The following is a 13813-nucleotide window of genomic DNA, read 5'->3' on the forward strand; positions in this document are numbered from 1 at the left end:
GACTGTCAGCCGCGAAGGCTGCCACTCGATCCGGCAGGGCCCCATCGGCACCGGGTCGGCGGGATTCCACCCGCGTGGGGAGTCGAGAACGATGCGTGCGTGTCCGCACAGGTGGATGTGTGCGCCCGAACAGAGACGGTTGCATGTCTACACCGCTGTCCGCGGCTCCCAGGCTGCGTATGTCCAAGCCGGACTGGCTCGCCTCCCCGAAGGTCTTCCGTACCGAGGTGCTGGCCGGCCTTGTGGTGGCTCTGGCGCTGATTCCCGAGGCGATCTCCTTCTCGATCATCGCGGGTGTCGACCCGGCGATCGGCCTGTTCGCCTCGTTCACGATGGCCGTGGTGATCTCCATCGTGGGCGGCCGCAAGGCCATGATCTCCGCCGCCACCGGCGCCATAGCCCTGGTGATCGCGCCGCTCAACCATGAGTACGGCCTCGGCTACCTGATCGCCGCCGTGATCCTCGGCGGTCTGATGCAGATGGTGCTGGGCGCGCTCGGGGTGGCGAAGCTGATGCGGTTCGTGCCGCGCTCGGTGATGGTCGGCTTCGTCAACGCCCTGGCGATCCTGATCTTCATGGCGCAGGTCCCGGAGATGCGGGACGTGCCGTGGGCCGTTTACCCGCTGATCGTCGGCGGCCTGGCGCTGATGGTGTTCTTCCCGAAGATCACCACGGTGATCCCCGCGCCGCTGGTGGCCATCGTCACGCTGACGGTGATCACCGTTGCTGCGGGCATCGCGGTGCCGAATGTCGGTGACAAGGGCGATCTGCCTTCGTCGCTGCCGGCGCCCGGTCTGCCCGATGTGCCGTTCACGATGGACACGCTGACGATCATCGCCCCCTATGCCTTCGCGTTCGCGCTGGTGGGGCTGATGGAGTCGCTGATGACCGCGAAGCTGGTCGACGACATCACCGACACCCACTCGAACAAGACCCGCGAGTCCATCGGCCAGGGCGTCGCCAACATCGTGACCGGGTTCTTCGGAGGTATGGGCGGCTGCGCCATGATCGGTCAGACCATGATCAACGTGAAGACGTCCGGAGCCCGCACCCGCCTGTCCACGTTCCTCGCCGGCGCCTTCCTGATGGTCCTGTGTATCGCGTTCGGCCCGGTTGTCTCGGACATTCCGATGGCCGCTCTGGTCGCGGTGATGATCCTGGTTTCCTTCGCCACCTTCGACTGGCACTCCATCCAGCCCAAGACGCTCAAGCGCATGCCGGTCGGCGAGACCACCGTCATGGTCGTGACCGTCGCCGCAGTGGTCGCCACGCACAACCTGGCCATTGGTGTCGTCCTCGGCTGCATCACCGCGATGGTGATCTTCGCGAAGCGGGTCGCCCACATCGCCGAGGTCTCCGGGGTCATCGATCCGGACGGCAACCAGGTCGTCTACGCGGTCACCGGCGAACTCTTCTTCGCCTCCTCCAACGACCTCGTCTACCAGTTCAACTACAAGGACGACCCCGACGACGTCGTCATCGATCTCACCGACGCCCACATCTGGGACGCCTCCTCCGTCGCCGCCCTGGACGCCATCGAGACCAAATACGCCCAGCACGGCAAGAAGGTCACCATCATCGGCCTGAACAAGGCCAGCGCCGAGATGCACGACAAGCTCGCCGGCCGGCTCACCGCCGGCCACTGAGAGACAGGCCGCCCGCTCGTCCACGTCCCGGCGGCGGGCTCGTGACCCCCACCGTGGCCGGCTCTCGGCGCGAGGCGCGAAACACGCGGTGTGCCGGTGCCTCGTGCGGCAGGTGCGGAGGCAGGGGCAGAGCATGGCGTGTCGGGCGAGGAGAACTCCAGGGCCGGCCTCGGGGAGCGTCGGGCGTCATAGCCGCGGCCTGCGGACGGATACGGGTGCGGGCGCAGGTCATCCGGCAACGCACTCGATCAGTGCCTTCTGATCAGGTGAAACGAGGTTCGGCGGCAGTTCGGGCACGGTGTGTCAGGGTCCGCTCGCGCACTCGGCAGACGAGGCTCTACGGGACCGTACACGGCCCTGTCCTCGCAGAACGTGCCCCGGCGGGCCCGGCAGCGTGAGCGCCGGGCCCGCGGACAGGCGGTCAGCCGTACGGGTAGAAGCCCGACCCCGTCTTGCGGCCGAGGCGGCCCGCGTCGACCATCCGCTGGAGCAGCGGGGGAGCGGCGTACAGGGGCTCCTTGTACTCCGCGTACATCGAGTCCGCGACCGAGGCCACGGTGTCCAGGCCGATCAGATCGGCCAGCTTGAGCGGGCCCATCGGGTGGGCGCAGCCCATCTCCATGCCGTTGTCGATGTCCTCGCGGCTGGCGATGCCCGACTCGAACATCCGGATCGCGGAGAGGAGGTACGGGATCAGCAGCGCGTTCACGACGAAGCCGGACCGGTCCTGGGCGCGGATCGGGTGCTTGCCGAGAACGTCCTGTACGACGGCCTCGGCGCGGGCGATCGTCTCGTCCGAGGTGGTCAGCGCCGGGATCAGCTCGACGAGCTTCTGCACCGGGGCCGGGTTGAAGAAGTGGATGCCGATGACCCGGTCCGGCCGCGAGGTGGCGACGGCCAGCTTCACCAGCGGGATCGAGGAGGTGTTGGAGGCCAGAATCGCGTCCTGCCGGGTCACCACCTGGTCGAGCACCTGGAAGATCTCGGTCTTGACCTGCTCGTTCTCCACGACGGCCTCGATGACGAGATCGCGGTCGGCGAACTCCCCGAGGTCGGTGGTGAAGCTCAGTCGGCCGAGGGTCTCGTCCCGCTCCTCCGCGCTGATCTTGCCGCGCTCGGCGGCCTTCGAGAGGGAGTTGTACAGCCGGGTGCGGCCGATCTCCAGCGCTTCGCCGGTGGTCTCGGCGACCTTCACTTCGAGGCCGCTGCGCGCGCACACCTCCGCGATACCTGCGCCCATCTGGCCACAGCCCACCACTCCGACGCGTGCAATGTCGGCCATAGAGTCCGTCACCTCGTGCCTTTCGCTGTTCCCGTATCGCAGGGCCCCGTGTGATTCCGGTGCCCGCCTCGACCCCACGACGTTACTCCGAATGCCGATGCGGACGCCCCGCGGGTCATGGCGGCCACGGATGGGAAGGATGCGGTTACGTAGAGCTATCGGAGTTCGGGTGGGACATGGTGGAGAGAGGTGGGCCAGGATGCGGCGAACCGGAGTGGCGAGAAGGGCGTTCGTGCTGGGTGCGGCCGGACTGCTGGCGGCGATGACGTCGGCCGGTGACGCGGTCGCCTTTCCGGCGGGGAGGGCAAGGGGCGGCGGACGGTTCGCGGCGCCGGGCCAGGTGCGCGGTATGTGGATCGCGACGGTCGCGAACATCGACTGGCCGTCCAAGCCGGGGCTCACAGCGGCGCGACAGGAGACCGAGCTGTTCGCGTATCTGGACCGGGCGGTCGAGCTGCGGCTCAACGCGGTGGTGCTCCAGGTCCGGCCGACCGCCGACGCCCTGTGGCCCTCGCCGCACGAGCCGTGGGCCGCCTGCCTCACCGGGACCCAGGGGAAGGACCCGGGCTGGGACCCGCTCGGCACGGCGGTGCGCGCGGCGCACGACCGAAGCCTGGAGTTGCACGCCTGGTTCAACCCCTACCGGGTGGCGAACCACACCGACCCCACCCGCCTCGTCGCCTCCCACCCGGCCCGGCGGAACCCGAGCTGGGTCGTGCCGTACGGCGGGAAGCTCTACTACAACCCCGGGCTGCCGGAGGTCCGCCGCTTCGTCCAGGACGCGATGCTGGACGCCGTGCGGCGCTACGACATCGACGCGGTGCACTGGGACGACTACTTCTACCCGTATCCGGTGGCCGGTCAGACCTTCGACGACGACGCGGAGTTCGAGCGGTACGGCGGCGGCTTCGCCGACCGGGCGGCCTGGCGGCGCGACAACATCGACCGGCTCGTGCGCGAGACGGGGGAGCGGATCCGGCAGATCAAGCCCCACGTCCGCTTCGGCATCAGTCCGTTCGCGGTCTGGCGCAACGCGGCGACCGACCCGCTGGGTTCGGACACCCGGGCAGGCGTGCAGACCTACGACGACCTCTACGCCGACACCCGCAAGTGGGTCAAGGAAGGGTGGATCGACTACATCTGCCCGCAGATCTACTGGCACGTCGGCCAGGCCGCCGCCGACTACGCCAAGGTCCTCGCCTGGTGGAGCCGGACCGTCCGGGGCACGGGCGTCGATCTGTACGTGGGCGAGGCGCTGTACAAGGCGGGGGATCCCGCCCAGGCGGACGCCTGGCAGGACCCGGCGGAACTCTCCCGCCACCTCACCCTCGCCCGGGACCACGCGGAGGTGGGCGGCCATGTCTTCTTCTCGGGGAAGAGTGTGATGGCGGACCGGATCGGTGCCATGCGGCGCGTCGTGGCCGACCACTACACGGACCGGGTCCGGCTCTATCCGGACCGGGGCCGCACGTATCCGCACCGCGGCCGCCCTTCGTCGAGGTGATCCCGGGTCCCAGCGTCCCGGGGTCCCAGTGTCCCGGGGTCCCAGCGTCCCGGGTCCGGTCTCCAGACCCGGGTCCCCGGTCCGGTCTACGGTGCGCGCGGTGGCCGGGCCGGCCGGGGCAGCGCACGGCTGAGGGCAGGGCATGGGCGCATGGGCGCATGGCCGGCGAGCGTGCGGTGGCCGGGGCCCGGGGTGCGAGCCCCGGCCACGCGCCTCCTGCCGCTACTGCCCGTCCTCCGGCGCCTCCCTGTGCTGGACGACGCTGTCGGGGCCCGGTGACATCAGGTGTTCGTGGCCGTCGTCGAAGCGGAGCCGGTACGGGGGAGCGCCCCCGTCGCCGAGCACCTCGATGATCTCGGCGACCCGGTCGCGCTGTCCCACGGTCCTGCCGTGCATCAGCAGCCGGTCGCCCGTGTGTGCCTCCATCGGGAGCGACCTCCTCACAGGGGGAGACGGTGTTCGTGTCGACAAGTCTATGACCGTACGCGCCGGGATTCCCCCGCTGCGCCGCGGCCGGCCCGCTGGGTGGCGGCGATGCAGACGAGCACGGCCACCGCCGCGACCGGAGCCGCGGCGGACATCTCCTCGCCGAGCAGGAGGAAGGACCATACGAGCGTCAGCAGCGGCTGGGCGAGCTGGAGCTGACTGGCCCGGGCGACACCGATCGCCGCCATGCCCCGGTACCAGACGTACAGTCCGAGGAAGGTCGACCCGGCGGCGACCCACACCAGTCCGAGGACGCCGTGGGCGTTCAGGTGCACGGGTTCGAGGGGCAGGGCCACCAGGGAGCCCGCCACCGCGAGCGGCAGGCACAGGACCAGGGCCCAGCCGATCACGTGCCATCCCGGCATCAGCCGGGCCAGCCGGCCGCCCTCGGTGTACCCGGCCGCGCACACGAGCAGCGCGCCGAACAGGTACAGGTCGCCCGCGGCGAGAGCCCCTCCGCTCTGCTGCACGGTGAAGGCGATCACCACGGCGGCCCCGGCGAGAGCCGCGGTCCAGAACGTGCGCGAAGGGCGCTCACCGGTGCGCAGGGAGCCCAGCACCGCCGTGGTCAGGGGGAGCAGGCCCACGACCACGGCCGCGTGCGAGGTGGTGGAGGTTTGCAGCGCCAGCGTCGTTAGCAGCGGGAAGCCCACCACCACCCCGCCCCCGACGACCGCGAGGCCTGCCCAGTGCCGGCGTTCGGGCGGCGGGACGCGCGCGGCCAGCAGCACACTGCCCGCGATCAGGGCGGCGAGCACGCTGCGCAGAGCGACCAGGGACCAGGGGCCGAAACTCTCCAGACCCCAGGCCGTCGCCGGGAAGGTGAGTGAGAACGCCACCACGCCGAGCCCGGCGAGCACGGTGCCGCTCCGGCCGCCCGAGGACCCCGGCGCGGGCCTGCTTCCCGACCTGTCCGCCGCCGAAGTCGAAGACGTGGCCGCTGCCGGCGGGATCGCCCGAGCGGTCCGAGGGGTGCCTACCGGCTCGGCAACCGCTATCGATGAAGGATGGATAGCGCTATTATCTGCTCTCATGCAAGAGCGTAGCAGCGTCACCGAACTGGTCACTTCCCTGCGGGCCGACCTCAACCGCTACTCTCCCGGTGGAAAGCTGCCGTCCAGTCGTGCACTCGTCGAGCGGTTCCGGGTCAGCCCCGTCACTGTCTCCCGCGCCATCGCCCAGCTCGCCGCCGAAGGGCTCGTCGTCACCCGCCCCGGCTCCGGCGCCTTCCGGGCGCATCCCCGCGTGGCCCCGCCCGCGCCGGGCGACACGTCCTGGCAGGAGGTGTCGCTGAGCGGCGACGGCGGGCCCGAGGTGGTGCCGCGCACCGTGGACGCCTCCGGCGTGCTGATCACCCTCGCCGCACCGCCACCCGGCGTCATCGAGTTCAACGGCGGCTACCTCCACGCCTCCCTCCAGCCCGAGCGGGCGCTCTCCGCGGCCCTCGCCCGCGCGGGCCGCAGGCCCGGCGCCTGGGGCCGCCCCCCGACGGACGGACTGCCCGAACTGCGTTCCTGGTTCGCGCGCGAGATCGGCCCCGCCGTCTCCGGCGCCGACGTCCTGATCACCGCGGGTGGCCAGAGCGCCCTGGCCACCGCGCTGCGCGCGCTCGCCCCGCCCGGTGCCCCGGTCCTCGTGGAGTCGCCCACCTACCCCGGGATGCTCGCCGCCGCCCGCGCCACCGGGCTGCGCCCCGTCCCCGTGCCGATGGACGCCGACGGGGTACGCCCCGAACTGCTCGCCGACGCCTTCCGGGCCACCGGCGCCCGGGTCTTCGTCACCCAGCCGCTCTTCCAGAACCCCACCGGGGCCACCCTCGCGCCCGCCCGCCGCCCCGAGATCCTGGCCATCGCCCGCGCGGCCGGGGCGTTCGTGGTCGAGGACGACTTCGCCCGCCGGCTCGTCCACGACGACGCCGGACCTCTCCCGGCGCCGCTGGCCGCCGACGATCCCGACGGCGTCGTCGTCCACGTCTGCTCGCTCACCAAGGTCACCTCGCCCAGTCTGCGGGTCGGGGCCCTGGCCGCCCGCGGGCCGGTGCTGGAGCGCCTGCGGGCCATCCAGGTCGTCGACAGCTTCTTCGTACCCCGGCCGCTCCAGGAAGCCGCGCTGGAACTCGTCGGCTCCCCGTCCTGGGGCCGCCACCTCGCCGCCGTCGCCACCGAGCTGAGGCACCGCCGTACGACCATGGCGGCGGCTCTCGGCGGCGAGCTGCCGGAACTCGCGCTGCCGCATCTCCCGGCGGGCGGCGGCAGCCTCTGGCTCCGGCTCCCCGGCGGCGGCGCGGGGACGGCCACCGACGAGCCGGCCGTCGTCTCGGCCGGCCTGCGCGCCTCCGTCGCCATCGCCCCGGGGCGGCCCTACTTCTGCGCCGAACCCCCGGCCGGCCACGTCCGTCTGAGCTTCGCCGCGGTCTCCGGGGCGGCCGAGATCGTGGAGGGCGTCCGCCGCCTCCGTACCGCCTTCGACGGGCTCCTGGGCGGCTGAACGCGGCGCCCCGACGCGCGCCCTCTTGACCAAACGGGCGTTCGGCTCCACCATCCCGCCATGACGCTTCGGGTCTCTCTGGTCGCAGCGGCGCGCAGCTCCTCCCGGCTGGCCGAACGCTTCGACGACGACCGGCCGCTCGATCAGGCCGGCTGGCACGAGGTGCAGCTCGTCGCCCACACGCTCGTGCCGCTCGGCGCCGCCGAGCTGCGCTACTGCTCGCCCACTCCGCGCAGCCGTGCCACCGGGGACGCCCTCGGCTTCGCGCCCATGGCTCAGCCGGCCCTGCGCGACTGGGACATGGGCCGCTGGCGTGGGCTGACGCTGGGCGAGGTCACGGCCCGGGAACCGGCCGCCGTGGACCACTGGCTGGCGGACCCGCGCAGCGCGCCGCACGGCGGCGAGTCGATGCTCGGCTTCATCGGGCGGGTCGGCGGCTGGCTGGACACCCGCCCCGCCGCCGACGGCCTCGTCGTCGCGGTCGCCGAACCCGCCGTGATCCGGGCCGCCCTCGTCTACGCCCTGAACGCCCCGCCCTCCGCGTACTGGAACGTCGACGTCCGTCCGTTGTCCACCATCACGCTGACCGGCCTGCCGGGCCGCTGGAGCCTGAGCCTGGAGGCGGGCATCCGCTGACCGCGGCGGGACGGGGGGAGGCCCCGGGTCGCGGTTCCACGGGAGAGCGGGGCACCTGGTCAACGCCCTCGGCCTCTGACCGAGCGGTGCGAACCGCTCCTACGGCCCCGGCCCCGGGTGCTCGGCCGCGACGGCGCGGGCGGCTGCTGCTGCCGCCCGCGCCGGCCCGGATGCCTCGATCGCCGTCGGGACGTCATGAAGCGGATGGGCTCCCGGCTCGCCGGCGGCCCGCGCGGAACGGCCCTGGTGGACGCCGTCCACGCGGTCCACGAGGAGGCCGCCGGGAGGTGAGCGGAACAGGGCGTCCGACGTGCCGACCCAACCCGGGTTTCACCTGCGGTTGCCAGGAATGTGAGGATGTCACCATGACAACCAAGGTCTACTTCGACATCACCATCGACGACGCGCCCGCAGGGCGGATCACGTTCAACCTGTTCGACGACGTCGTCCCCAAGACGGCGGAGAACTTCCGCGCGCTCGCCACCGGCGAGAAGGGCTTCGGCTACGCCGGCTCGTCCTTCCACCGTGTCATCACGGACTTCATGCTCCAGGGCGGCGACTTCACCCGCGGTGACGGCACCGGCGGCAAGAGCATCTACGGCGAGAAGTTCGCCGACGAGAACTTCACGCTCAAGCACGACCGTGTGGGCCTGCTCTCGATGGCCAACGCCGGGAAGAACACCAACGGTTCGCAGTTCTTCATCACCACGGTGCTCACCCCGTGGCTGGACGGCAAGCACGTGGTCTTCGGTGAGGTCGCCGACGACGACAGCATGGCCCTGGTCCGCAAGATCGAGGCGCTCGGCTCGTCCAGTGGCAAGACCCGCGCCAAGGTCACCATCGACAAGTCCGGCGTTCTCTGACCGGTCCGACAACCTGACGGGCCCGTGGCTGGGCCGTTCCGCCGACGTACGCGTCGGCGGGGCGGAACCCGGCCGCGGGCCCGTGGCGTGCGGCCGCCGGTTTCCCTGCCACGCGCCCCCGGACCCGGGCGGAATCGGCGGACATCGAGCGGATCGGCTCAGCCTCGGCCGAGGACGGACGCCTGCCGGCCGAGGCCCGGGGGACGGGCTTCGGCTGCTTCATCGAACTGCGCGACGCGCGGAAGATACGGGTGGACACGTTCACCGAGGACGCGCGGGAGCCGGCCGAGACGATCCACCGTGCGGTGAGCCCGGGCCAGCTCCCTCAGGGGTGGGGCTGTCGGCCCTGACATCAGGTGCGCTCGTCCGCCGGTCTGCTGACGGCCGGATTACTGATGACGGGGCTACTGCCGGCCGGACTGCGCGGCCCGCTCGGCGTTGCGCTCCTTGATCCGGGCGGACTCCTTGCGCACCTCGGCCTGCGTGGCGCGTTCCTTCTCGAGCCACTCGGGCATCTCGTCCTTCAGCGCGTCGATCTGCTCGGTGGTGAGCGCCTCGGTGACCCCGCCGCGGGCGAGCCCCGCGATGGAGATGCCGAGCTTCGCGGCGACGACCGGGCGGGGGTGCGGGCCGGTGCGGCGCAGCTCCACCAGCCAGGCGGGCGGGTCGGTCTGGAGGGCGTTGAGCTCGGTGCGGGAGACGGCACCCTCCTGGAACTCGGCGGGGGTGGCCTGGAGGTACACACCCAGCTTCTTCGCCGCCGTGGCGGGCTTCATGGTCTGGGCGGTCTTGTGCGACGTCATGGGTCCAGGGTATCGACCATGGGACATACCTCCGACCACCTGCCGGTAGCCTGGTTCCGTGACAGGCTCGGACATCCCCTCATCCTTCAGGCTCGCGTACGTTCCCGGCGTGACGCCCACCAAGTGGGTGAGGGTCTGGCACGAGCGGCTTCCCCACACCTCTCTGGAGCTCGTCCAGGCCACCGCGGCCGAGGCGCCGGAGCTGCTGGCGGACGGCGGCGCAGACGCCGGTCTCGTACGGCTCCCGGTCGACCGGGACGTCCTGAGTGCGATCCCCCTCTACACCGAGACGACCGTCGTCGTGATCCCCAAGGACCACGTCGCGACCGCCGCGGAGGAGGTGTCGCTCGCCGAGCTGTCCGACGAGATCGTGCTGCACCCGCTGGACGACCTCCTCGCCTGGGAGACCCTGCCCGGCCGCCCCGCCGTCGAGCGCCCGGCGACCACGGCGGACGCGATCGAGCTGGTGGCGGCGGGCGTGGGCGTCCTCCTCGTACCGCAGTCCCTGGCCCGCCTCCACCACCGCAAGGACCTCACCTACCGTCCGGTCCCGGAAGCTCCCGAGTCACGCGTCGCCCTGTCCTGGCCCGAGGCGGAGGCCACCCCCGACCTGGTGGAGGAATTCATCGGGATCGTCCGGGGGCGCACCGTCAACAGCACCCGTGGCCGCGCGGCCACCCCGCCGCGTCCGGCGAAGGACAAAGCGAAGGACAAGGCCAAGGACAAAGCGAAGGCCAAGGACAAGGCCAAGCGGGCCGGGGCGGGCGGCGGCGCGGCCGGCGCCCGGAACAGGTCCGCGGCGGGCAGGAAGCCCCAGCCGGGCGGCCGGACCGGCGGCCAGGGCGGCAAGCGCGGAAAGCCACGGGGCCGGTAGCGCACCGAGCTCCGCCCGCGCCCGTCGCCTCCGCGATTCGGCCCGCGAACGCCACCACACGCCGGTTGTCTCGTTGATGGAGCAACCGCCGTATGCAGGGGAGCGTCCGTCCGATGCCGAACATCCGCAGGCCGATGCCGAACATCCGCGGACCGATGCCGTACACCCGCAGGTGGTCGCCGACCGCGCGCGGGCCGTTGCCGACCACCCGCAGAACCCAGCGCCTCGGCCTCGTCGGGATGCTGCTCATCGCCGTGGCCTTCGCCGGGTTCCAGCTGACAGCGGTCACCGGTCGGGCCTCGCCCGACACGAAGAACTACCTCTCCTACGCCCTGAGCCTCAGCGGCGCGGACCGCCAGGAGGCGGGCCGGCTGACCATCGGCTACTCCTGCGCCAGCGGGCAGCACGCACTGGACTTCATCCCCTGGACCAGCAGGAAGGCCGCGGGAGAGTCGGAGGAGAGTTGCGTGCGCCGGTTGAACGACTCGGTCGCGTACTGGTCGGACCACGGCAACACGTCGGGGATGACCGCACCGTTCGCCAACCAGCGCTTCATGGCCATCTTCGAGGCCAGGCCCGGCTATCCGCTGTTCCTGGTCCCCTTCGTGGCCGCCTTCGGAGCCACCTGGGGTCTCTGGCTCGCCGGGCTCGTCGTCGCGCTGGCCGGAAGCGTCTGCGTCCTGCTCACCCTCCGGGCCGCGGGGGCTTCCCGGCGCGCCGGGCTGGCCGGGCAGGCCCTGTACCTCGCCCTGCCCACCGGCACCGTCGCCATGAACCCCCTGAGCGACGGGCTCTCCCTGGCGCTCGGCACGGCGGTCGCCCTCGGCTGCGTCCTGCTGCTGCGGGACCGGCCCCGTACGGGCACGGTGCTCGTCGCGGGCGGCCTCGCCCTGATGTTCCTCGTCCGCTACTCGCAGGCCCTGCTGCTGGCGGCCGCTCTCGCGGGCGTCTTCCTGGCCTGGGCCGGGTGGCTACGGCTGAAGCGGCGGGCGCCCGCCCCCGTACTCCGAGCGGCCGGACTGTGCGGTGTGCTGGCGGCCATGGTCTACGCCGGGGCGCATCTCCTGTCCTGGCCCATGGGCGAGGACAGCGCCCAGGACCTGCTGACCCACCACTACCAGCGCCCCGACCTGCCCGACCCCTGGCCGGAGTTCTTCGTCCAGGAGCGGATCTTCTGGTCGGCGTGGCTCCGGCGCCAGGCCACCTACCCGGTCCTCCCCGTCCTGCTCGCGCTCTCGGCCTGGGCGCTGCTCAGACGGCGCTCCGTGGTGCTGCCGGTCGCCGTGGCGGCAGGGGCGGCGGGCCTCCTCAACCAGGCGGGCCACCCGAACCTCGACCAACTGCTCGGACACCGCCTCATCGTGTTCGTCTGGCTGCTGCCCGTCCTGGCGATTCCGCTGCTCCTGGACCGGCCGCCGACCGACTCCCCGCCCCACGACGACACCACGCCTCACGCCGCACCGGTTCCCGTGGGCGACGTCCCGGGCGAGGTCCCTCACCCCACGTCGCGCAGCTGAAGAAGGTACGCCGCGGTCAGCGCGACGGCGCGCTCCTCGTCGTGCAGCAGCTCCCGGAGGGCACGTGAGGAAGCCGTCCCCGGGACGCCCGCCAGCGCCTGGGTCAGCCGCCCGCGCGCCGACGCACCGGTGGTGTCGCGGGAGAGGCGGTCGACGAGCACGGCCGCGATCCGGTCCGCCGCCGCCGTGCCGTCGCCGGCCAGCAGGCTCAGCGCGTCGGCCGCATCGGTGTCGTTCGTCCCCGCCACGATCAGGTCGACGAGCGCCGGGACCGCGTCGGGCTCGCCGCGCGTCCCGAGGGCCAGCGCGGCGTAGCCGCGGACCACGGCATCGGGGCCGGCCAGGGCGTCCCGCAGCAGCGCGGTGGCCTCACCGCCGGGCATCTCGGCGAGGGACCGTACGGCGCGTTCCCGCACCGCGGCCTCCGGTGAGCCGAGCCCCTCCGCCAGCAGCGCCGGACCGCGGCCGCCCGATCGCGCCAGGGCCCAGCGAAGGGCCCCGGCCACATGCGGGTCGCCCTCGCCGAGCGCCGCCTCGACCAGGGCCTCCACCGGTACCTCGTCGACCGAGGCGAGGGCGGCGCGCTGGCGGGCGTCGGCGCTCCTGGACCCCAACGCCCCCAGGAGCGTGACGACCTGGAGGACGTCCTCCCAGCCGGCCGGATCCGTGGCGTGGACGCGGTGCAGCCGGGTGAGCAACTCGGTCTCCACCGCGATGCGTTCGCGCGTCCGGCGGATCAGGTCTTCGACGAGCGCCGAGGGGGTGAAGCCGGGGTCGTCGAGGGCGTGCCCGATCTCGCGCAGCGACAGCCCCACCGCCCGCAGGCTCTCGACATGGAAGATCCGCTGGACGTCCTTCCCGGAGTACTCCCGGTAACCGGACCCGGTGCGGCCCGACGGCCGCACCAGGCCGAGCGACTCGTAGTGGCGGAGCATGCGGGCACTGACGCCGGACCGCCGTGCGACCTCACCGATCAACACGCTTTACGGTCCCTCCCCGCCGGAGCCGAGGGCGACGACGCGTTTCGCCTCCTCCAGCGCGAACGTGAATGCGGCGTCCGGGTCGCGCAGAAGGCGATCCGTGGCGAGCGCGTGCGCGCGTACGCACGGGTCGGAGGCCCTCGTCGCGGCGCCCAGGGCCGGCGCCATCGCATCCCCCAGCGCGACCAGCGCCCGGCTGAGACTGAGCTGCGTCTCCCGCCCCCCACGCCCGAGCTGCGTCGCCAGCACCGTGGCCAACGCGGCCTCCTCCCCATCCGGTACGAGCACGGCCGCCGCCCGCCACGCGCTCCGCGCCACCTCGTCGTCGGCGTCGGTCAGCAGCGCCCGGGTGATCGCCGGCCACGCCCGCCGGTCCCCGAGCTTGGACAGCGTGTGCAGCGCCTGGCTCCGAGCCCGCGGGCGCTCCGAGCGGACTTCGCGGAGCAGCCGGGGAAGCGTGACGGACGCCGGGTGGCGGGTGAGCGCCCAGGTCAGCATGTCGCGCACGAAGAAATCGGGCTCGACCGCGCACCGCTCGACGAGCGCGTCCACGAAGCGCGGGTCCGGCATCGAGCCGATGGCCAGCGCGGCTCGCAGCCGTACGGCCGAACGATCGCCCTCCAAACCCCGAAGCGCTCGTACCGCGTCCGCGTCCGTGCCCGTGTCGTGTCCCGTGACCGTCATCGAGACCACCTCCTCGGCAAGCAGTGAAGGGCTTGTCACCGTGTCAAGGTC

Annotated in this window: 13 protein-coding genes; 7 read left to right on the forward strand and 6 right to left on the reverse strand. The window is 72.4% G+C overall.

Annotated elements, in window-relative coordinates:
• Positions 1–143: 143 nt before the first annotated feature.
• A complete protein-coding gene (locus tag ACH4KB_RS21075) occupies positions 144–1646 on the forward strand; it encodes a SulP family inorganic anion transporter (RefSeq protein ID WP_398067408.1) in 1503 nt (500 codons plus the stop codon).
• A gap of 421 nt (positions 1647–2067) precedes the next feature.
• Here the strand turns inward: ACH4KB_RS21075 and ACH4KB_RS21080 are convergent, their stop codons facing one another.
• The gene (locus tag ACH4KB_RS21080) at positions 2068–2928 is read right to left on the reverse strand and encodes a 3-hydroxybutyryl-CoA dehydrogenase (protein WP_026290794.1); all 861 of its coding nucleotides are present in this window, start codon (positions 2926–2928) and stop codon (positions 2068–2070) included.
• Between the two features lie 199 nt (positions 2929–3127).
• Between ACH4KB_RS21080 and ACH4KB_RS21085 the strand changes: the two genes are divergently transcribed.
• Complete coding sequence (locus ACH4KB_RS21085; RefSeq protein ID WP_398067409.1) at positions 3128–4432, forward strand: glycoside hydrolase family 10 protein; 1305 nt, start codon at positions 3128–3130, stop codon at positions 4430–4432.
• Positions 4433–4654: 222 nt separating this feature from the next.
• Here the strand turns inward: ACH4KB_RS21085 and ACH4KB_RS21090 are convergent, their stop codons facing one another.
• Both ACH4KB_RS21090 and ACH4KB_RS21095 read right to left on the reverse strand, forming a co-directional pair.
• Entirely contained in the window at positions 4655–4858 is a 204-nt protein-coding gene (locus tag ACH4KB_RS21090; protein WP_398067410.1) for a DUF1918 domain-containing protein, read from the reverse strand.
• Between the two features lie 47 nt (positions 4859–4905).
• Positions 4906–5778, reverse strand: coding sequence for a DMT family transporter (locus ACH4KB_RS21095; protein WP_398067411.1), 873 nt, complete (start codon positions 5776–5778; stop codon positions 4906–4908).
• A gap of 1 nt (position 5779) precedes the next feature.
• Here ACH4KB_RS21095 and ACH4KB_RS21100 point away from each other — a divergent pair, with 1 nt between their 5' ends.
• The 3 genes from ACH4KB_RS21100 (at position 5780) to ACH4KB_RS21110 (ending at position 8904) form a co-directional block, all read left to right on the forward strand.
• Positions 5780–7405 carry a PLP-dependent aminotransferase family protein gene (locus ACH4KB_RS21100; protein WP_398067580.1) on the forward strand — a complete coding sequence of 542 codons (1626 nt, stop codon included), beginning with the start codon at positions 5780–5782 and terminating at the stop codon, positions 7403–7405.
• A 60-nt stretch (positions 7406–7465) separates the two neighbouring features.
• Entirely contained in the window at positions 7466–8041 is a 576-nt protein-coding gene (locus tag ACH4KB_RS21105; protein WP_007457533.1) for a histidine phosphatase family protein, read from the forward strand.
• A 365-nt stretch (positions 8042–8406) separates the two neighbouring features.
• Complete coding sequence (locus ACH4KB_RS21110; protein WP_215109274.1) at positions 8407–8904, forward strand: peptidylprolyl isomerase; 498 nt, start codon at positions 8407–8409, stop codon at positions 8902–8904.
• 404 nt (positions 8905–9308) lie between these two features.
• Here the strand turns inward: ACH4KB_RS21110 and ACH4KB_RS21115 are convergent, their stop codons facing one another.
• Complete coding sequence (locus tag ACH4KB_RS21115) at positions 9309–9707, reverse strand: DUF5997 family protein (RefSeq protein ID WP_018959460.1); 399 nt, start codon at positions 9705–9707, stop codon at positions 9309–9311.
• A gap of 58 nt (positions 9708–9765) precedes the next feature.
• Here ACH4KB_RS21115 and ACH4KB_RS21120 point away from each other — a divergent pair, with 58 nt between their 5' ends.
• Together ACH4KB_RS21120 and ACH4KB_RS21125 are read left to right on the forward strand one after the other, a co-directional pair.
• Positions 9766–10581, forward strand: a complete 816-nt coding sequence (locus ACH4KB_RS21120) for a LysR family transcriptional regulator substrate-binding protein (RefSeq protein WP_398067412.1) — start codon at positions 9766–9768, stop codon at positions 10579–10581.
• A 197-nt stretch (positions 10582–10778) separates the two neighbouring features.
• Entirely contained in the window at positions 10779–12098 is a 1320-nt protein-coding gene (locus ACH4KB_RS21125; RefSeq protein WP_398067581.1) for a hypothetical protein, read from the forward strand.
• On the opposite strand, the gene ACH4KB_RS21130 is transcribed toward ACH4KB_RS21125, so the two are convergent.
• Positions 12077–13078, reverse strand: coding sequence for a MerR family transcriptional regulator (locus ACH4KB_RS21130; RefSeq protein WP_398067413.1), 1002 nt, complete (start codon positions 13076–13078; stop codon positions 12077–12079). The two genes, ACH4KB_RS21125 and ACH4KB_RS21130, sit on opposite strands and share 22 nt — an antisense overlap.
• Positions 13079–13081: 3 nt before the next feature.
• A complete protein-coding gene (locus ACH4KB_RS21135) occupies positions 13082–13762 on the reverse strand; it encodes a HEAT repeat domain-containing protein (protein ID WP_398067582.1) in 681 nt (226 codons plus the stop codon).
• Between the last annotated feature and the right edge of the window lie 51 nt (positions 13763–13813).

The organism is Streptomyces sp. NPDC017520 (assembly GCF_044329855.1).
Classification (GTDB): Bacteria; Actinomycetota; Actinomycetes; order Streptomycetales; family Streptomycetaceae; genus Streptomyces.

Coding starts and splice junctions, on each gene's coding strand:
- ACH4KB_RS21075 (WP_398067408.1), top strand. CDS start 144: ATGTCTACACCGCTGTCCGCGGCTCCCAGGCTGCGTATGTCCAAGCCG.
- ACH4KB_RS21080 (WP_026290794.1), bottom strand. CDS start 2,928: ATGGCCGACATTGCACGCGTCGGAGTGGTGGGCTGTGGCCAGATGGGC.
- ACH4KB_RS21085 (WP_398067409.1), top strand. CDS start 3,128: ATGCGGCGAACCGGAGTGGCGAGAAGGGCGTTCGTGCTGGGTGCGGCC.
- ACH4KB_RS21090 (WP_398067410.1), bottom strand. CDS start 4,858: ATGGAGGCACACACGGGCGACCGGCTGCTGATGCACGGCAGGACCGTG.
- ACH4KB_RS21105 (WP_007457533.1), top strand. CDS start 7,466: ATGACGCTTCGGGTCTCTCTGGTCGCAGCGGCGCGCAGCTCCTCCCGG.
- ACH4KB_RS21110 (WP_215109274.1), top strand. CDS start 8,407: ATGACAACCAAGGTCTACTTCGACATCACCATCGACGACGCGCCCGCA.
- ACH4KB_RS21115 (WP_018959460.1), bottom strand. CDS start 9,707: ATGACGTCGCACAAGACCGCCCAGACCATGAAGCCCGCCACGGCGGCG.
- ACH4KB_RS21135 (WP_398067582.1), bottom strand. CDS start 13,762: ATGACGGTCACGGGACACGACACGGGCACGGACGCGGACGCGGTACGA.